14 protein-coding genes and 1 pseudogene are annotated in these 18594 nt (G+C 70.6%); 9 read left to right on the plus strand and 6 right to left on the minus strand.

Annotation, left to right across the window (positions count from 1 at the left end; translation table 11 throughout):
* Position 1: 1 nt before the first annotated feature.
* Positions 2-1534, minus strand: coding sequence for an FAD-dependent oxidoreductase (locus tag ACFO6S_RS09865; protein ID WP_378416452.1), 1533 nt, complete (start codon positions 1532-1534; stop codon positions 2-4).
* Between the two features lie 182 nt (positions 1535-1716).
* Here ACFO6S_RS09865 and ACFO6S_RS09870 point away from each other — a divergent pair, with 182 nt between their 5' ends.
* The 7 genes from ACFO6S_RS09870 to ACFO6S_RS09900 all read left to right on the plus strand — a co-directional run bounded on the left by ACFO6S_RS09870 (position 1717) and on the right by ACFO6S_RS09900 (position 9346).
* Positions 1717-2340 (plus strand): TetR/AcrR family transcriptional regulator, encoded by a 624-nt coding sequence (locus ACFO6S_RS09870; protein WP_378416454.1) that lies wholly within the window; start codon positions 1717-1719, stop codon positions 2338-2340.
* 208 nt (positions 2341-2548) lie between these two features.
* Entirely contained in the window at positions 2549-3712 is a 1164-nt protein-coding gene (locus ACFO6S_RS09875; protein WP_378416456.1) for a steroid 3-ketoacyl-CoA thiolase, read from the plus strand.
* Positions 3713-3795: 83 nt separating this feature from the next.
* Positions 3796-5997 (plus strand): acyl-CoA dehydrogenase, encoded by a 2202-nt coding sequence (locus ACFO6S_RS09880; protein ID WP_378416457.1) that lies wholly within the window; start codon positions 3796-3798, stop codon positions 5995-5997.
* Positions 5998-6008: 11 nt separating this feature from the next.
* On the plus strand, positions 6009-7217 hold the full coding sequence (locus tag ACFO6S_RS09885; RefSeq protein WP_378416459.1) for a lipid-transfer protein: 1209 nt from the start codon (positions 6009-6011) through the stop codon (positions 7215-7217).
* Between the two features lie 2 nt (positions 7218-7219).
* Positions 7220-8092: a MaoC/PaaZ C-terminal domain-containing protein gene (locus tag ACFO6S_RS09890; RefSeq protein ID WP_378416461.1), complete on the plus strand. Its 873-nt coding sequence runs from the start codon at positions 7220-7222 to the stop codon at positions 8090-8092.
* Complete coding sequence (locus ACFO6S_RS09895; RefSeq protein WP_378416463.1) at positions 8089-8739, plus strand: PaaI family thioesterase; 651 nt, start codon at positions 8089-8091, stop codon at positions 8737-8739. The genes ACFO6S_RS09890 and ACFO6S_RS09895 overlap by 4 nt, the downstream gene beginning before the upstream one ends.
* A gap of 205 nt (positions 8740-8944) precedes the next feature.
* Positions 8945-9346, plus strand: a complete 402-nt coding sequence (locus ACFO6S_RS09900) for a DUF1801 domain-containing protein (protein WP_378416464.1) — start codon at positions 8945-8947, stop codon at positions 9344-9346.
* Positions 9347-9443: 97 nt separating this feature from the next.
* Here the strand turns inward: ACFO6S_RS09900 and ACFO6S_RS09905 are convergent, their stop codons facing one another.
* The 3 genes from ACFO6S_RS09905 to ACFO6S_RS09915 form a co-directional block, all read right to left on the minus strand.
* Complete coding sequence (locus tag ACFO6S_RS09905) at positions 9444-10163, minus strand: hypothetical protein (RefSeq protein ID WP_378416466.1); 720 nt, start codon at positions 10161-10163, stop codon at positions 9444-9446.
* A 120-nt stretch (positions 10164-10283) separates the two neighbouring features.
* Complete coding sequence (locus tag ACFO6S_RS09910) at positions 10284-10661, minus strand: SHOCT domain-containing protein (protein WP_378416468.1); 378 nt, start codon at positions 10659-10661, stop codon at positions 10284-10286.
* Positions 10662-10815: 154 nt separating this feature from the next.
* Positions 10816-13659: an FAD-binding and (Fe-S)-binding domain-containing protein gene (locus ACFO6S_RS09915; protein WP_378416470.1), complete on the minus strand. Its 2844-nt coding sequence runs from the start codon at positions 13657-13659 to the stop codon at positions 10816-10818.
* Between the two features lie 259 nt (positions 13660-13918).
* Here ACFO6S_RS09915 and ACFO6S_RS09920 point away from each other — a divergent pair, with 259 nt between their 5' ends.
* A complete protein-coding gene (locus ACFO6S_RS09920; RefSeq protein ID WP_378416952.1) occupies positions 13919-14347 on the plus strand; it encodes a hypothetical protein in 429 nt (142 codons plus the stop codon).
* 321 nt (positions 14348-14668) lie between these two features.
* Here the strand turns inward: ACFO6S_RS09920 and ACFO6S_RS09925 are convergent.
* Positions 14669-14998 (minus strand): annotated as a pseudogene (locus ACFO6S_RS09925) (nuclear transport factor 2 family protein); the annotation flags it as partial.
* Positions 14958-16619, minus strand: a complete 1662-nt coding sequence (gene casG, locus ACFO6S_RS09930) for a steroid-24-oyl-CoA synthetase (protein ID WP_378416471.1) — start codon at positions 16617-16619, stop codon at positions 14958-14960. The pseudogene ACFO6S_RS09925 and the gene casG, both read right to left, overlap by 41 nt.
* Positions 16620-16822: 203 nt before the next feature.
* On the opposite strand from casG, the gene casI reads away from it, so the two are divergent.
* Positions 16823-18532, plus strand: a complete 1710-nt coding sequence (gene casI, locus ACFO6S_RS09935; protein WP_378416473.1) for a steroid-22-oyl-CoA synthetase — start codon at positions 16823-16825, stop codon at positions 18530-18532.
* Positions 18533-18594: the final 62 nt, after the last annotated feature.

Consider the following 18594-nt stretch of genomic DNA (forward strand, 5'->3'; position numbering starts at 1 on the left):
GTCAGCCGATCATGTGCTGCGCGGCGCGGAAGGAGAACACCATCGCGGTGCCGAGCGGGACGCCCGGGCCGGGGTAGAACTCGCCGCTGAGCGAGGCGCTGGTGTTGCCGGCCGCGTACAGCCCCTCGATCGGGGTGCCGTCGGCGCGCAGCACGCGGGCGTCGACGTCGGTGACCAGTCCGCCCTTGGTGCCGAGGTCGCTGAGCACGATGCGGGCCGCGTAGAACGGGCCCGTGGCGACGGCGCTCAGCGCGGCGTTGGGGGCGTCGCTGGGCGGGCAGAAGAACGCGTCGTACGGGTCCTCGCCGCGGTGGAACGCCTCGTCCACACCGGTCTTGGCGTAGCCGTTGAACTGCTCCACGGTGGCCCGCAGGGCGTCCGCGGGCAGGCCGGCCTTCTCGGCCAGCTCCTCGACGGTGTCCGCCTGCACCCAGGTGCCTGCCGCGAGGTGCTTCGCGGGGGCGGTGTTCGGGATGCTGATGCCGGGCAGGCCGCCACCCTCGCGGGAGTCGAAGATCATCCACGACGGGACGGCGTCGCCCGTGGTGTTGCGTGCGTGCATGGCCCGGCCGAACTGGTCGTAGGGCAGCGACTCGTTCAGGTAGCGCTCGCCGGCCTTGTCGACCACGATGCCGCCGCGGATGCCGACCAGGAACGCGGCCGAACCGTCGGGCTGCTCGACGCCGGGGCAGAACCAGGCCTGGTCCATCAGCGCGGTGGCGCCGCCTGCCGCGACACCTGCCGCGATCGGGTCGCCGGTGTTGGCGTCGAACGGACCCATCGACCACGCGGCCTTGCCGGGGGTTCCGGACTGCTCGCGGACCGCGGCGTTGCCCTCGATGCCGCCTGCTGCCATCAGCACGCCGCGGCCGGCGCCGATGCGCACGGTCTCGCCGTTCGCCTCGGCCTCCACGCCGACCACCCGGCCGTCCTCGACGACCAGGCCGGTGACGTTGACGCCGGTGCGCAGCTCGGCGTTGCCGGTGCCCGCGACCGCGGCGAGCAGGCGGCCGATCAGGGCGCGGCCGCCGATCATCTTGCCGGGGGCGTGGCCCTGGCCGGTGCGGTCCTGGTCGAGTTCGGGGCGCACCTTGTCGGCGAGGTCGCCGATGTCGGCGGGGTCCAGGTCGAGCGGGTTGATCGAACGGCCGCTGTCCATCCGGCCCTCGCGACGGTAGTAGTCGGGGAAGGCGCGGAACTCGAACTCGATGTTCGGGTCCTTCTCCAGCAGCTCGACGACGACCGGCGCGGTGTCGACGTAGGCGTCCTGGCGCACGCTCTCGGCGTCGCCGAGCAGGTTGCGCAGGTAGGTACGGGCGTTCTCGGTGGAGTCGGGCAGCCCCGCACGCTCCTGGACCTGGGTGCCCGGCAGCCAGATGGAGGCGCCGGAGTACGAGGAGGTGCCACCGAACAGGTCGGTCTTCTCCAGGACGACGGTGCGCAGTCCCTGCGCGGCCGCGGCGTAGGCCCCGGTCAGGGCGCCGCCGCCGGAGCCAACCACCACCACGTCGAATTCGTCGGTCCAAGCCTGCATCTGCGTCTTCCTCCATCGCGCCGGTCGACTCACTGTGCGGTGTCGACGTACTGCCCCAGGCAATCGTAGGAGGGCCTCGAGCGGGGCCTTTGTTCCCACTGAGCGGAACAGGCTGCCGATCCCGCTCTACAGATGTAAGGATCCATGGAGCAGAATCAGGCTGAACAGAAGGTGGGGGAGTGATGCCGAGGATCTCGGAGGCACGCGACGCGGCGGAACCGAGCTCGGTCGAGCAGCGCGCACGGCACGGCCGGATGCTGGATGCGGCCGCGCAACTGGCCTCGGAGAAGGACCTCGAGCGGGTCCAGATGCACGAGGTGGCCAAGCTGGCCGGCGTCGCGATCGGCACCCTCTACCGCTACTTCCCGTCGAAGACGCACCTGTTCGTCGCGGTGATGGTCGATCAGATCGACCAGATGGCCGGCGGCTTCGCGCGCCGCCCGCGGACCTCCGACATCCCGGCCGACTCGGTGTACGACGTGCTGTTGCGGGCGAACCGCGCGCTGATGCGCCGGCCGAAGCTGGCGACCGCGATGATCCAGTCGGCGGCGAGCTCGAACGCGGCGACCATCCCGGACGTCGCGAAGATCGACCGGAACTTCGAGACCATGCTGCTGCGGTCGGCCGGGATCTCGGAGCCGACCGTGCACGACACCACCGTCATCCGGCTGACGGTGTCGCTGTGGTTCGGCCTGATCCAGGCCGGGCTGAACGGGCGGGCGTCGATCCCGGAGACGGAGTCGGACCTCCGCACGGCCTGCGACCTGCTGATGGTGGACCTGTCGAATGCGCCCAGCCGCGTCTGACCGCACTACCGGCCGACCCGAACCCCGATGCCGCGCACCTCGCGCGGCGCCGGGGTTTTCTCGTCTCCTGGCCCGCCCGGCGCGGCGCCGGTTCGAGCCATTGCCTCCGGAGTCAAAGTAGAATACATTTCAGAAAAGTGCTCGTGCTGCGCCGCGGACGAGCCCGGGCCCGGCGCCCCGCGTCGGCATCTGAGCAAGGGGAACTGTCATGAGCAATGTCGTCATCGTCGAGGCCGCCCGGACGCCGATCGGCCGTCGCCGAGGCGCCCTCGCGGGCCTGCATCCCACCGAACTGCTCGGTGCCGCCCAGCGTGGCGTCCTCGAGCGCGCCGGGGTGTCCCCGGAGGAGATCGGCCAGATCATCGGCGGCGCCGTGACCCAGGTCGGCGAGCAGTCCAACAACGTCGCCCGCAATGCGTGGCTGCACGCGGGACTGCCGTACACCACCGCCGCGACCACGGTCGACTGCGCCTGCGGCTCCTCGCAGCAGGCCGTGCACCTGGTCGCCGGGCTCATCGCCTCCGGTCAGATCGACGCAGGCATCGGCTGCGGCGTGGAGTCGATGAGCCGGGTGTTCCTCGGGCAGGCGCTGGCGCCGGGCACCGGCCTGCCCTACCCGGCCGACTGGACCATCGACCTCGGTGACCAGTTCACGTCCGTCGAGCGGATCGCGACCAACCGCGGCATCAAGCGCGGCGACGTCGACGCGCTCGGCCTCGAGTCCCAGCGGCGGGCCGCCCAGGCCTGGGCCGAGGGACGTTTCGACCGCGAGATCGTGCCCGTGCAGGCGCCCGTCGTCGACAAGGAGGGCACCCCCTCCGGCGAGATCGCCACCGTCACCCGCGACGGCGGCCTGCGCGAGACCACCGCCGAGGCGCTGGCCGCACTCAAGCCGGTCGTCGAGGGTGGCGTACACACCGCAGGCAACTCCTCGCAGATCAGCGACGGCGCCGCCGCGGTGCTGCTGATGAGCGAGGAGAAGGCTGCGGCGCTGGGCCTGCGTCCCCGCGCCCGGATCGTCAGCTCGGGCATGGTCGGATCCGACCCGTACTACCACCTCGACGGCCCGATCGACGCCACCCGGCACGTGCTGGCCAAGGCAGGCATGACCCTCGGCGACATCGACCGCGTCGAGATCAACGAGGCCTTCGCGGCGGTCGTGCTGTCCTGGGCGCAGGTGCTCGAGGCCGACATGAGCAAGGTCAACGTCAACGGCGGCGCCATCGCGCTCGGTCACCCCGTCGGCTCCACCGGCGCCCGGCTGATCACCTCCGCGCTGCACGAGCTCGAGCGGTCGGACACCTCCACCGCGCTGATCACGATGTGCGCCGGCGGCGCCCTGTCGACCGCCACCGTCATCGAACGCATCTGACCGGAGGGTCCGGCCGGCTCTTCCCGGGGCGGCCGGACCCCGCCAGAGTATTTAGAATTTCTTCTACTTTTTGAGGACTGTCGATGACCATTGGACTGAGTGACGAAGACCGCGAACTCCGCGACTCGGTGCGGGGCTGGGCCGCGCGCCACGCCACGCCCGCCGTCGTGCGGGAGGCCGTCGAGGCCAAGCGCGAGGAGCGTCCCGGGTACTGGGGGGCGCTCGCCGAGCAGGGGCTGCTCGGACTGCACCTGCCGGAGGAGGTCGGCGGCGCCGGCTACGGGCTGGTCGAGCTCGCCGTGGTCGTCGAGGAACTCGGACGCTCGATGGTCCCCGGCCCGTTCCTGCCCACCGTGCTGGTCAGCGCGGTGCTCGCCGACGCCGGTCGGGACGGCGAGCTCGCCGGACTGGCGGACGGCTCCACGTTGGGCGCGGTCGCGCTGCAGCCGGGCACGCTGCGCCTGGTCCGCGACGGCGACGGCGGCGGTGTCCGGCTGACCGGTACCTCCAGCCACGTGCTCGGTGGGCACGTCGGCGACCTGCTGCTGGTGGCGGCCCGCGACGGCGACGCCACCGCCTGGGTGCTGCTGCGCCGGGACCGGGTCAAGCTCGCCGACCTGTCCAGCTACGACGTGGTCCGTCGCAGCTCGGAGTTCACCGTCGACGGCCTCGAGCTCGCCGCCGACGAACTGCTCGTGGTGGACCCGCAGCGGGTGCTGGACCTGGCGGCGACGCTGTTCGCCGCCGAGGCGTCCGGCCTCGCGGACTGGGCGGTCACCACCGCCGCGGAGTACGCGAAGGTGCGTCAGCAGTTCGGGCGGCCGATCGGGCAGTTCCAGGGCGTCAAGCACAAGGTCGCGCGGATGCTCACCCTGGCCGAGCAGGCCCGGGTCTGCGCGTGGGACGCGGCGCGGGCGATGACCCCCGGCAACGGTGCCGCCACGGACGAGGCCTCCCTCGCGGCCGCCGTCGCAGGCGCCACCGCGCTCGAGGCCGGCTTCTCGGTCACCCGGGACTGCATCCAGGTGCTCGGCGGCATCGGCTACACCTGGGAGCACGACGCGCACCTGTACCTGCGCCGCGCCCAGTCGCTGCGCATCCTGCTCGGCTCCACCGCGAGCTGGCGTCGCCGCGTCGCCCAGCTGACCGTCGACGGAGCTCGTCGCGTGCTCAGCGTCGAGCTGCCGCCGGAGGCCGAGCAGGTGCGCGCCGACGTGCGCGCCGAGCTGGCCGCCGCCGTCGCACTCTCCGGCGCCGAGCGCACCACGTACCTGGCCGAGAACGGCTACACCGCACCGCACTTCGCGGCCCCCTGGGGCAAGGGTGCCGACGCGGTCAGCCAGCTGGTGATCGCGGAGGAACTGCGCGCGGCCGAGCTCGAGCCGCACGACATGATCATCGGCAACTGGGTGATCCCGACCCTGATCGCACACGGCAACGCCGAGCAGCTGGCGCGCTTCGTGCCGCCGTCGCTGCGCGGCGACATCGTCTGGTGCCAGCTGTTCTCCGAGCCCGGCGCCGGCTCCGACCTCGCCGGCCTGTCCACCAAGGCCGTCAAGGTCGACGGCGGCTGGAAGCTGCAGGGCCAGAAGGTGTGGACCTCGATGGCACGCGACGCGCACTGGGGCATCTGCCTCGCGCGCACCGACGCCGACGTGCCCAAGCACAAGGGCCTGTCCTACTTCCTGATCGACATGAAGAACACCGCGGGCCTCGACATACGCCCGCTGCGCGAGATCACCGGTGAGGCGCTGTTCAACGAGGTGTTCTTCGACGACGTCTTCGTCCCGGACGAGATGCTGGTCGGTGGCCCGGGCCACGGCTGGAAGCTGGCCCGCACCACCCTGGCCAACGAGCGGGTCTCGCTCTCGAACGACTCCTCCCTCGGCTCCGGTGGCGAGGCGCTGCTCGACCTCGTCGAGTCGCTGCCCGGCGGCATCGACGACGAGCAGCTCACCGTCCTCGGAAAGGTGCTGTGCGACGCGCAGTCCGGCGGACTGCTGGGGCTGCGCACCACGCTGCGTTCGCTCGCAGGCGCCCAGCCGGGTGCCGAGTCCTCGGTGGCGAAGCTGATCGGCGTCGAGCACCTGCAGCAGGTGTGGGACGTCGCGATGGAGTGGGCCGGCCCGTCCTCGCTGCTCGGCGACCAGCACCGGATGTCGGCGACCCAGATGTTCCTCAATTCCCAGTGCATGTCCATCGCAGGTGGTACCACCAATGTTCAGCTGAACATCATCGGCGAGCGGATCCTCGGGCTCCCGCGTGACCCCGAGCCCGGAAAGTGAGTGTTACAACCATGAATCGCACCTTCGTCGTCGGTGTCGGCATGACCAAGTTCGAGAAGATCGAGTCTCGTGACTGGCAGTACCCGGACATGGTGTCCGAGGCCGTGGGCGCCGCGCTCGCCGACGCGGGCGTCTCGTACGACCAGGTGCAGCGGGCCGCGGTCGGCTACGTCTTCCAGCCGTCGGCCGCCGGCCAGCGCGCGCTGTACGAGACGGGCCTGACCGGCATCCCGATCGTCAACGTCAACAACAACTGCGCCACCGGCTCGTCGGCGCTGATGATGGCCCGCGAGTGGGTGCAGGGCGGCATCGTCGACGTCGCGCTCGCGGTGGGCTTCGAGCAGATGACCAAGACGGCCCTCACCGGAAACGGTGAGGTGCCCAAGGTCTCCACGCTCGACGACCACCTCAAGGTCATGACCGCCAAGCACGAGTGGGGTCGCGGCCCGATGACGGCGCAGCTGTTCGGCAACGCGGCGCTCGAGCACATGGAGCGCTACGGCACCACCGTCGAGCAGATCGCGTCCGTCGCGGTGAAGAACCACAAGCACTCGGTCAACAACCCGTACGCGCAGTTCCGCGACGAGTACACGCTGGCGCAGGTGCTGGAAGACAAGATGATCCACGCACCGCTCACCCGCTCGCAGTGCTCGCCCACCTCGGACGGTGCGGGCGCCGCGATCGTCGTCAGCGAGCGCTTCGTGCGCGAGCACGGCCTCGAGGACCAGGCGGTCGAGATCGTCGCGCAGGCACTCACCACCGACACCGCGGAGGCGTTCGCCGAGCAGTCGATGATCGACGTGGTCGGGGCCCCGATGACGCGGGCCGCGGCCGAGCAGGTGTTCGCCGAGTCCGGCCTCACCATCGACGACGTCGACGTCATCGAGTTGCACGACTGCTTCGCGATCAACGAGATCATCACCTACGAGGGCCTCGGACTGTGCGGTGCGGGCGAGGGCGGCAAGCTGGTCGAGTCCGGCGCCACCACCTACGGCGGCCAGTGGGTCGTCAACCCGTCCGGTGGGCTGATCTCGAAGGGACATCCGCTCGGCGCAACCGGCCTGGCGCAGTGCGCCGAGCTGACCTGGCAGCTGCGCGGCCAGGCCGACGCCCGCCAGGTCGACGGCGCCCGCGTTGGCCTGCAACACAATCTCGGCCTCGGTGGCGCGTGCGTGGTCACGCTGTACCGGGCCTGCACCATCTCGAAGGAGACTCAGTAAGCATGCCGATCGACGTGGCGGCCGCACTGGCCGCCGAACCCACTGTCCGCGAAGCCAACTGGACCGAGCGCGACGTGCTGCTCTACCACCTGGGCCTGGGTGCCGGGGTGAACTCGCTGGATCCGGCCGAGCTGGGCTGGGTCTACGAGAAGGGCCTGCGGGTGCTGCCGACGTTCGCGATGGTCGCGGGCCAGGGCGTCTCGGCGGGCAACCTCAAGCCTGCCGGGATGAACATGCCGGGCATCGACATCGACCTGCGCAAGATCCTGCACGCCGGGCAGTCGCTGACCGTGCACGCCCCCATTCCCGCGAACGGTGCGGCCCGGGTCTCGTCCCGGGTGGCCAACGTGTGGGACAAGGGCAAGGCCGCGATGATCGTGCTCGAGCAGGCCGCCGCCGACCTCGACGGAAACCCGTTGTGGACCACCGAGATGCAGATCTGGGCGCGCGGCGAGGGCGGCTTCGGCGGCGATGCCGGACCCGAGGTCTCCGCGGCGGCACCGGAGCGCGCGCCCGACGCGGTGCTGGTGTCGGCGACCAGCCCGCAGCAGGCGCTGGTGTACCGGCTCAGCGGCGACATGAACCCGCTGCACGCGGACCCCGCGTTCGCGAAGATGGCCGGCTTCGAGCAGCCGATCCTGCACGGGCTGGCGTCGTTCGGGATCGTCTGCAGGGCGGTCGTGGACGGGTTGCTCGACGGCGACCCGTCTCGGGTGCGCAGCCTGTCGGTGCGGTTCGCGGGGTCGGTGTACCCGGGCGAGACGATCGAGACCTCCGTCTGGCGGGACGGGGACACCCTGACCCTGCTCGCGACCTGTCCGGAACGGGACGGCTCGGCCGTGCTGACCCACGCAACCATGGAGGTTCGATCGTGAACGTCGGCGACCATCCCACCGCCCAGACCCACGCCCACGGAACGGTGCTGACCTCGGCGCCGCAGGACGCACCGGTGGACCGGGCGACCGCCGCGGCCCGGCGCGTGATCGACGCGATGCTGCGCACCGACCGGGGCAACGCCAACCTGGACCGGGTCGCGGAGGAGCTCAACAGCATCGCCGACCATCTCGAGGAGCACGCTCCCGAGGTGGCCGAACGCCTCATCGACATGTGGGGCGGCGAGGGCGTCACCCGTCACGACCCGGTGACCGGACCGGAGAACGCGATCGCGCCGCCGCTGGTGCTGGCGGGACTCGAGGACGGCTCGGTGCAGGGTGTCGTCACGCTGACCCTGCCGTACCAGGGACCTCCCGGGTGCGTGCACGGCGGCGTCTCGGCGCTGATCCTCGACCACGTGCTCGGCGTCGCGAACGCGTGGGGCGGCCGGGCGGGCATGACCGCGCAGCTGAACGTGCGGTACCACCGCCCGACCCCGCTGTTCGAGCCGCTGACCATCACCGGCAAGCAGATGTCGGTGGAGGGTCGCAAGATCAACACCGTCGGCGACATCAAGACGGCGGCAGGCGACGTGTGCGTCTCGGTCGAGGGCCTGTTCATCGACGCGGCGGTGCCGCGCCCCCGCTGATCGACGCACCTGCCCCGCCGAATGCCGCATTCGTTCAGCCAGACGAACGAATGCGGCATTCGGTCTTTCGGAGTGAGCGCCGAAGTGGTTGCGCGGCAACGTGATCTGACCCTGCCGGTTCTCGCGATGCGGTCACGGCGGCCGTCCCGGATACTCGAGTCGAGACGGCAATCGTTTGCGAGAACGACCGGTGAGGAGCTGTTCGATGGACGGAGCAGGCGGAGATACTCCCGCTCAGCTGATCGACGCGAGAATCGAGGAGCTGGGCGACTGGCGGGGCGAAACCCTCGATCGGATCCGACATCTCGTCCACCAGGCCGAGCCCGACGTGGTCGAGGAGTGGAAGTGGCGAGGGGTTCCGGTGTGGTCGCACGCCGGCATGATCTGCACCGGCGAGACCTACAAGAGCGCGGTCAAGGTCACCTTCGCGAAGGGCGCATCGCTGGCGGACCCGGCCGGCCTGTTCAACTCCAGCCTCGACGGCAACACCCGGCGTGCCATCGACTTCCACGAGGGCGACGTCGTCGACGAGGACGCGTTCAAGGCCCTCGTCCACGCCGCGGTGGCGCTGAACACGTCCTCGGAGAGCGGACGCCGCGGAAAGTGACGCGCTCCGCGTCAGTCGGCGGACACTGGGCGTCGGACCCGGTTCCGGCCCGACGCCCAGTGCTGCCGAGGCGTCTGTCCCCGACGGGAGCGGGGACCTAGCTGCCGGCACTCCCGGTGCTGCCGGTACTTCCACCGTCTCCGCTGCCTGCGCTGCCAAGGCTGCCGGTGTCGATGCCGAGCAGCGTCAGGATCGCGCTGAACGCCCCGGGAGTGTCGATCACGGCGCTGCCGATGTTCAGCACGGACGACCCGAGTTCGATCTTCGAGCCGACGAGCACCGGTTTGAAGTCGAGGGCGGGCTGGGTGATGTTCGGGTTCACGCACACCCCGAGAGCGACGTACACGCCCGGGGGAATGTCGTCGACCTGGTAGGTGCGCTTCCGGACGAGGGCGCTGGTGACCTCCAGGGAGGGGCCCCACTGGAACAGTGCGGGGTCGATCTGGTCGAGCGGCGGGATGGTCCCGGCCGCGATGTCCGGCAGCAACGGGATGGCCTTCTCCGCGTTCAGCAGGGCGGCGGTGCAGACGGTGAGCGCCTGGGCGAGACCCCGGTTCGGGTCGTCGAGTTCGAGGGTCAGGTCGTTGTCGACGAGGGTGGCCGTGAGGACGGGCGGCTCGGGTGGGGGAAGGGCCTGGGCCGAGGCCGTCGCCGGCAGTGACAGGGCCGCGGCCCCGGCCACCGTCGCGGCCGCCGCCGTCGCGGCGATGGTCCGCCGCACCCGAGTTGTCCTTGCGTTCGTCGTCTTGGCCATCAACATGTCCACCTCGTTCGAGTTGTACCGCTGACACAGCTTCGGTCCGATCGCGTTCGACACTAGCCAGATCCACTCGGAACTCGACCGATTTCGGCCGTGTTCCGGCCGTGTCGTTTCGGCCGGTCGGTGGGCGCAGGTGCTATGGCGCCCACCGACCGGGCGTCGACGATCAGCCGAGCGTCAGGCCAGGGCCTTGGCCTTGAGCTGCTCGAACTCGGCCTGAGTGATGGTGCCTGCGTCGAGCAGCGTCTTCGCCTCGGCGATCTGCGCGGCACCGGACTGGCCGGCGACCTCGCGGATGTAGCTGTCGGCGGCCTGCTTGGCCTCGAGCTGCGCCTCGCGGTTCCGTTCGGCGATGCCCCGGCCGCGGCTGATCAGGTAGACGAACGCGGTCAGGTACGGCAGCAGGACCAGGAAGATGATCCAGACGACCCGGACGACACCGGACATCTTCCGGTCGCGGAACAGGTCGGTGAGAATCTGGAACAGGACCAGCAGGTAGGCAACAAACGCGAAAACCACGAGCGTGTACCAGAGCAGGTCCCAGAATGAATCCATCACAGCGTAATTCCCCTTCAAGGGTGAGAGTCCCGGACTCGGGACATGGCATCAGCTAATTACTAGCAGGCGGGGAGCGGTTTCCGGTGTCGCCGGGCCGTGGTGCCGGGTCCGGATGTGCAAGGCGTCGACCTCGGCGTCGTTTCGGGCGGCGTCAGCGCTCGGTGGTGCCGTGTCCACCGGACTCGAGCGCTCCGGCGAACAGTTGCGCCAGGTGGATTCCGGTGCGGCCGGCCAGGTCCTCGGCCTGGGTGCGGCAGGAGAAGCCGTCCGCCAGCAACACGTCATCGGGTCCGGCCGCCCGTAGCGCGGGCAGCAGGGCATGCTCCGCGACCGCGACGGACACGTCGTAGTGCCCGGATTCCATGCCGAAATTCCCCGCCAGGCCGCAGCACCCGGCCAACTCGGTGACCGTGGCCCCGGACCGCTCCAGCAGCAGACGGTCGGCCTCGAAACCCAGCACGGCGTGTTGGTGGCAGTGCGGCTGCACCAGCACGCGCGTGCCGTCCAGTCGTGGTGGCGACCACGGCGAGCCGTCGGATCCGACTGCGGCGGTGAGGAATTCAGCCAGGGTGTGGGTGGAGGTCGAGGTCAGGCGGGCGCGGGGGTCGTCGGGCAGCAACTCGAGCAGGTCGGAACGCAGCACGGCGGTGCACGACGGTTCGAGCCCCACGATCGGCCGTCCCGCGCGCAGGTGCGGCTCGAGCTGGTCCAGAGTGGCGGCGAGTTGTGTTCTCGCACCGTCCAGTTGGCCGGTGCTGATCCAGGTCAGCCCGCAGCAGGCGGACCGCTCGGTGATCAGCACCCGGTAGCCGGCGTCCTCGAGCAGCAAGACCGCGGCGCGCGCCACCGCCGGCGAGAACGCGTTGGCGAAGGTGTCGACCCACAGCAGCACCTCGGGCCGGCCGGCCGACGCATCGTCTCGCCGCCGCCACCACCGGCGGAAGGACCGCGGAGCCAGGGTCGGTGCCGCCCGGCGGGGGTCGATGCCCGCCAGCCGCAAGCCGGCCCGGCGCAGCGGGGCGATCCCCGCGGCCGCGTTCACGAGTGCGGGCGCCGCGACTGCGAGGCGCAGCCACTGCGGCAGCCGGCCCAGCGTGTAGTGGGCGACGGGGCGCCTGCGGCCCCGGTACTTCCGGTACAGCGACTCGGACTTGTACGCGGCCATGTCCACCCCGGCGGGGCAGTCCGAGGCGCAGGCCTTGCAGGACAGGCACAACTCCAGCGACTCGGCGAGTTCGGGGGCGTCGAATCCGCCGGTGACCAGGGTCCCGTTGAGCACCTCCTGCAGCACCCGGGCCCGGCCCCGGGTGCTGTCCTTCTCGTCGCGGGTGGCCAGGTACGACGGGCACATGAACCCGCCCGTCGCGGAGCCGTCGGCGCGACACTTGCCGATCCCCACGCACCGGTGTGCCGCGACCGCGAGGTCGCCGCCGTCCGCGTCGAGCGCGAGCCCCCCGACACCCGGCGTGCTCCGCACCCCGGCCAGCCGCAGCTGCGCGTCGACGGCGTCCGGTCGCACCACCACGCCGGGGTTGAGCACGCCGTCGGGGTCGAAGAGTCCCTTGAACTCGGCGAAGGCGGACAGTGCGGCGGGCGAGTACATCAACGGCAGCAGTTCCGAGCGCGCCCGGCCGTCACCGTGCTCGCCGGACATCGAACCACCATGCGAGGCAACGAGAGTCGCGGCGTCGACGAGGAAGGCCCGGAACCGAGCCGGTGCGTCCGCAATGGGCAGGTCCAGCCGCACGTGCACGCAGCCGTCGCCGAAATGGCCGTAGAGCAACCCGTCGACCCCGTGCTCGCGGGTCAGGTCCTCGAAGTCGCGCAGGTAGCGGCCGAGTCGGTCCTGCGGCACCGCGGCATCCTCCCAGCCCGGCCACGCCGGGTGCCCGTCCCGGGTGCGTCCGGAGAGTCCGACCCCGTCCGCCCGGATCCGCCACAGTGCAGCCGATTCCGCGCCCGTCGGCAGTACCCGGGTGTCCACAGCGCCGGAGGCCCGGCACAGCGCGGCCGCCCGGTCCAGGGCCTCCGCCGGGGTGTCACCGGCCATCTCGACGAACAGCCAGCCGGCGCCACGCGGCAGGTCGGGCACGGTGCCGTGGTGCCGGCGCACCACGTCGACAAGGCGCGCGTCGATGCCTTCGACGGCCAGTGGTCGCGTGGCGAGCAGGGCGGGCACGTCGTCCGCCGCGGACGGCATGTCGGGGTAGCCGAGCACGGCCAGGGCTGTCGCCGCCGGTACCCGGACCAGGGTCACGGTGGCGTCCAGGAGCAGCCCGCAGGTGCCCTCGGTGCCGACGAACGCCCGGGCCAGGTGGTGACCGCGCTCGGGCAGCAGGTGTTCGAGCGAGAACCCGGAGACCTGCCGTTCGAATCGTCCCAGTTCGGTACGCAGCACGGCCAGGTTGGCGGTGACCAGCCGGTCGAGCCCCGGCACGGCGCTGAGGTTCTCGGCCAGGGTGCGCGGCGTCCCGGTGCCGTCCAGGATCCGCAGGCTGCGCACGTTGTCGGAGGTGCGGCCCCAGGCCACCGCGCGTGGTCCGCAGGCGTTGTTGCCGATCATGCCGCCGAGGGTGCAGCGGTCCTGGGTGGACGGGTCCGGTCCGAATCGCAGGCCGTGCGGGGCGGCGCCGCGCTGCAGCGCGGTGAGCACCACGCCGGGCTGGACGACGGCGGTCCGGGCGTCGGGATCGAGTTCGAGGATCCGACCAAGGTGACGGCTGTAGTCGAGCACCAGCCCGGAGCCGACGGCATTGCCCGCGACCGAGGTGCCGGCACCGCGGGCGGTGACGGGCAGGCCGTGCTCGCGAGCGAAGTCGAGGGTGGCCGCGATGTCCTCCGCCGAGCGCGGGAAGACCACCGCGGTCGGGACCACCCGGTAGTTCGAGGCGTCGGAGGAGTACTCGGCGCGCCGCCTCGTGTCGTCGTCCACCTCGCCCGCGATCCGCGTGCGCAACGCCGTGACGGCGGACGGTATGGCCTCGGGGCTGGGCACCTTTTCGATACTACGGCGCTCGGGCCCTGCCGAACGTCGTGCGAGGTCAGGGTGCCGAACCGTGGGGTCTGGTGAGGTGGCCGGGTTGACCTGTTCGACATCGCGGGTTCCGAGTCCGTCGCTCGAATGAATCATTGTGTTAGACACAATGATTCATTCAGGTGGCTGACGGAGTCGAATATCTGCGGAAGCCCCGATCCGGGCGCGACCGACGGTGCATGATGGCGGCCTCACATATTCTTCAGGAAAGGTGTCCCAAGTGAAGACAACCCCCAAGCGCATCGCCCGTGTCGGAATGATCGCCGGCGTCGGTGCGCTCGCACTCCTCGCGAACCCGGCCCTCAGTTCGGCCGTGGTCGCAGGCACCGCCGACGTGACCGTCGAGGGTGCCACCGTGGTCGTCAAGCTGAGCGGTGTCAGCTCGCCGACGCTGATTGGGTGCGCGGCCCAGATCCTCGATTCCAAGAACGAGGGCCCCGGCGGCCTGGTGCCGCTGACCGGCGAGCCCGGTGTCGGCACGTACACCTCGCCGGTCCTGGACAACGGCGACTACCGGGTGGTGGCGGTGTGCACCGACGCGTCCGGGCTGACCGGCCTCACCGCTCCCGGTGGCGTGCCCGTCACCATCACCGGTGGCACCAGCAGCGAGCTCGACTTCGGCAGCCTGAACCTGAACTTCGGCAGCTGATCGCCGACGCACAGGCAGTATGTCGGGCCGGGACCGAGCGTTCCCACTTGCCTCGCGAGCAGCGAGTCGAGCGGGTCGGTCCCGGCCCGACGTCCGTGCGGGTCCGTCAGTCGCGGCGCAGCAGTCGTTGTGCGTGCTCGCTGAGGTCGCCGGTGTGGTCGATGCAGCACAGCCGCTGCGTGAACCGCCACCGGCCGTCGGCGAGGGCAAACCTGTCGAAGTATCGGCCCGTGAGTACGGGTTGCAGCGACAGTTCCCGGCCGCCTGCAGCACCGTGACGTAGGACAGCGAGGACGCCTCGATGTTGCTCTCCGCCACGGTGATGCGCACATTGGTGGTGACGTGCTTGGTGCGCGGCGACGGCGGGGTGCCGTGCATCTTGATGAACGTCTCGTTGGCGCGGAGGACGGCGCCGGCGTCGCGGTCGATGGGAGTGCCCACCGGGACGCCGGCACCGTCGCACTGTCCGTAGACGGCGTCGGTGAACAGCTCCGACACCTCGGCCAGTGCGCCGAGGTCGATCAGGTGCGAGTACGCGACGATCAGGTCGCGGACCGCCTCGGTCGCGGCCAGCCGCTCGATCGTGTGCCGAATGTCCATCGCGCGGACGCTACAGCGCGATCTTGCCGCGGGCCATCTTTCCGGTTGCATTGCGCGGCAACGGTTCGGTGGTCAGGCGCCACCGGGACGGCACCTTGAAGTAGGACAGTCGCTCGGCCGCGAACGCGCGGAGCTCCTCCTCGTTCGCGGTGCCGCCGTTGGCGATCACGACGATCGCCGCGACCTCCTGGCCCAGGTCCGGGTGGGCCTCGCCGATGACCGCGCACTCGACCACGTCGGGGTGCTCGTCGAGGCACTGCTCGATCTCGGTGGGGTAGATGTTCTCGCCGCCGCGCAGGATCAGGTCCGAGCGTCGGCCGGTCAGCCGCAGCCGGCCGCCGTCGAGGGTGCCGAAGTCGCCGGTGTGCAGCCAGCGGTCCGCGTCGATGGATGCGGCGGTGGCCTCGGGGTTCTCCCAGTAGCCGAGCATCACGTACGGGCTGCGGACGCAGACCTCGCCCTCGACGCCTTCTTCGACCTGCTCGCCGGCGACGTCGCGGATCTCCAGCGCGACGCCGAAGACCGGCCGGCCGAGGGTGCCGGGGAAGGCGGCGATGTCGGAGGGGAGGGCGACCGCGATGCCGGTGCTGCACTCGGTGAGGCCGTAGCTGTCCACCAGTGAGTCCTGCGCGAACGGCACCTGCTCCTGCAGGCGCTGCTTGAACTCGACCGACGACGGGGCCGAGGCCAACGAGAAGGCCGACAGCGACGAGGTGTCGTACTTGCGGATGTTGCCGTGCTCGATCAGGCGGTTGGCCATGGTCGGCACCGCGCCCCAGTTGGTGATCCGCTCGCGCTCGACGAGGGTGAGCGCGCGGTCGACGTTGAACGCGCCCTGGTAGATCACCACGGCGCTGCCGGTGGCCATCCGCGGCACCACGATGTTGTGCAGGCTGGCGATGTGGAACAGCGGGGAGGTCAGCAGGTAGCGCAGTTCGCTCGGGACGGCCGGGTCGTAGTCCTGGCCGCGGAATGCGAGGGCGAGTGCGTCGCTGTAGCGGTGGTAGTCGGCGACGGCGACCAGGTTGCGCTGCGAGTGCAGGGCGCCCTTGGGCTTTCCGCTGGTGCCGCTGGTGAACAGGATGACCGACGGGTCGTCCTCGCCGACCTCGGCGACCGTCAGCTCGGCGCCCGCTCGGTCCGCGATCAGCCGGGGCATGTCCTGCTCCATGGTGAGCACCGGGACGTCGGTGTCCACCTCGGTGAGCAGCGCGGCGCGCTTGGCGTCCACGATCAGCACCTTCGGGGCGGTGAGGGTGAGTCCGTGCTCGATCTCGCGCGGCACCCACCAGGCGTTGAGGCCGACGGTGACGGCGCCGAGTGCCTGGGTGGCCCAGAACGCGACGACCCACTCGATGGTGTTGGCGGCCAGGATGCCGACCCGGTCGCCGACGCCGACGCCGTAGTCCTCGCGCAGCACCGCGGCGAACGCGGCAACCGCGTCGGCGTGCTCGGCGAAGGACATCCGGCGGTCCTCGGTGACCAGGTAGTCGCGGTCGCCGTATGCCGCGGCCGAGGTCAGCAACTCGTGGACCGCGCGCTGGCGGTTCGGCAGCACCGGAATGCGAGCGCCGAGAACCTCTTCCTCGACCAGCTCGAACGGGCTGCCCGGTCCGGTGAGACGGGACATGACAGAGGCCAGGAATGCCTGCTGGTCAGCGGCAGTGGTCATCGATGAGGTGCCTTTCTCGAGCGCTCAAACTGCACAGAACATGTCACGGGCACTCTCGCGAGAGGAGAGGATTTCCACTGACCGAGACTCGGCTTCGTGCTGGTGCGCGGCGTCGATACGGTCGGTCAAATTCACTGCAGCAAATGTATGACCGCGATCTATGGTGGCACGCGAGGCGTGCTCCGGGTTGGATGAGGCGCACCATGACCACCACCGAAACCACTGCCGTGGCCGCCCCGGTACCGGGGACGAGCCGCGATTCCGTCGCCGAGATGCTGATGGACCGCCTCGGCGACCAGCATCTCGGCCTGCGCACCCGCGAACAGGACTGGACCTGGGACCAGGTGGTCCGCGAGTCGGCCGCCTGCGGCTCCCTCGCCCAGTCGCTGCGCGCCGACGGTCCGCTCCACATCGGCGTGCTGCTCGAGAACGTGCCGGAGTTCCTGTTCTGGCTCGGCGGCGCGGCGCTGACCGGCGGCACGATCGTCGGCATCAACCCGACCCGCGGCGCGACCGAGCTCGAGGCCGAGATCCGCTACGTCGACTGCCAGCTGATCGTCACCGACACGGCCGGCATGGCGAAGCTGCGCGGCATGGACCTGGGTCTGGCCGAGGACCGGTTCATCCTGGTCGACGCCCCGGACTACCAGTCGCGGCTCGACGCGCACCGGGCGGAACCGGTGATCGCCGAGGGCGTCGACGAGAACACCCTGTTCCTGCTGCTGTTCACCTCGGGCACCACCGGCATGTCGAAGGGCGTCAAGTGCAGCCAGGGCCGGCTGGCCCGGCTCGCCTACGCCAACACCGGCAAGTACGGCCACCACCGCGGCGACGTCGACTACTGCTGCATGCCGCTCTTCCACGGCAACGCGCTGATGGCGCTGTGGGCGCCTGCGCTGGCGAACGGTGCCACCGTGTGCCTGCCGGAGGCCCGCAAGTTCTCCGCGTCGGGATTCATGCCGGACGTGAAGTTCTTCGGCGCCACCTTCTTCACCTACGTCGGCAAGGCGCTGGGCTACCTGATGGCGACCGCGGAGACGCCGGAGGACATCGACAACACGCTGGAACGTGGGTTCGGCACCGAGGCCTCGCCGGAGGACAAGGCCGAGTTCGTTCGCCGCTTCGGCGCGGTGCTGCACGAGGGCTACGGATCGTCCGAGGGCGCCGGTTCCGTCCGGCTCGACCCGGAGGCGCCCGCAGGCGCGCTCGGCCGTCCCGCCCACGACGGCATCGCCGTGGTGAACCCGGAGACCCGTGAGCAGTGCGTCCGCGCGGTCCTCGACGAGTACGGCCGGGTGCTGAACCCGGACGAGGCAATCGGCGAGATGATCAACAAGGAAGGCGCCCGCGCCTTCGAGGGGTACTACAAGAACGACGTCGCCGACGCCGACAAGATCAAGCACGGCTGGTACTGGACCGGCGATCTCGGGTACGTCGACGAGGCCGGGTTCATCTACTTCGCCGGCCGCAAGGGTGACTGGATCCGGGTCGACGGCGAGAACACCTCGGCGCTGATGATCGAGCGGGTGCTGCGGCGCCACCCCGACGTCATCGCGACCGGCGTCTACGCCATCCCGGATCCCCGTTCGGGCGATCAGGTGATGGCCGCGATCGAGCTGGATACGCTCGAGTCGTTCGATGCGGACGCGTTCGCGTCGTACCTGGTCGCCCAGGAGGATCTCGGCAGCAAGGCCACCCCACGGTTCGTCCGCGTCTCGACGAGCCTGCCGATGACCGGGTCCAACAAGGTGCTCAAGCGTGAGCTGCAGGCCGACCTGTGGCGCACGGACGAGCCGGTGTTCCGGTGGGAGGGTCGCGGCGCGCCCGTGTACCGACTGATGACGGAGGCGGACAAGGCCGCGCTCGAGGCGGAATTCGTCAGCTTCGGCCGCCAGCGTTTCCTGGGCGTCTGACCGCCCGCGACCGCGACACCTTCGGCAGGATCGGCCCCGCATTCCGGGGCGGATCCTGCCGA

The organism is Rhodococcus kronopolitis (assembly GCF_042654025.1).
GTDB classification, from domain to species: domain Bacteria; phylum Actinomycetota; class Actinomycetes; order Mycobacteriales; family Mycobacteriaceae; genus Rhodococcus_G; species Rhodococcus_G kronopolitis.

What these genes read in the sequence shown, in the direction of transcription:
- ACFO6S_RS09865 (WP_378416452.1), bottom strand. Translation starts at nt 1,534, where the DNA reads ATGCAGGCTTGGACCGACGAATTCGACGTGGTGGTGGTTGGCTCCGGC.
- ACFO6S_RS09890 (WP_378416461.1), top strand. Translation starts at nt 7,220, where the DNA reads ATGCCGATCGACGTGGCGGCCGCACTGGCCGCCGAACCCACTGTCCGC.
- ACFO6S_RS09885 (WP_378416459.1), top strand. Translation starts at nt 6,009, where the DNA reads ATGAATCGCACCTTCGTCGTCGGTGTCGGCATGACCAAGTTCGAGAAG.
- ACFO6S_RS09870 (WP_378416454.1), top strand. Translation starts at nt 1,717, where the DNA reads ATGCCGAGGATCTCGGAGGCACGCGACGCGGCGGAACCGAGCTCGGTC.
- ACFO6S_RS09900 (WP_378416464.1), top strand. Translation starts at nt 8,945, where the DNA reads ATGGACGGAGCAGGCGGAGATACTCCCGCTCAGCTGATCGACGCGAGA.
- casI (WP_378416473.1), top strand. Translation starts at nt 16,823, where the DNA reads ATGACCACCACCGAAACCACTGCCGTGGCCGCCCCGGTACCGGGGACG.
- casG (WP_378416471.1), bottom strand. Translation starts at nt 16,619, where the DNA reads ATGACCACTGCCGCTGACCAGCAGGCATTCCTGGCCTCTGTCATGTCC.
- ACFO6S_RS09875 (WP_378416456.1), top strand. Translation starts at nt 2,549, where the DNA reads ATGAGCAATGTCGTCATCGTCGAGGCCGCCCGGACGCCGATCGGCCGT.
- ACFO6S_RS09880 (WP_378416457.1), top strand. Translation starts at nt 3,796, where the DNA reads ATGACCATTGGACTGAGTGACGAAGACCGCGAACTCCGCGACTCGGTG.
- ACFO6S_RS09910 (WP_378416468.1), bottom strand. Translation starts at nt 10,661, where the DNA reads ATGGATTCATTCTGGGACCTGCTCTGGTACACGCTCGTGGTTTTCGCG.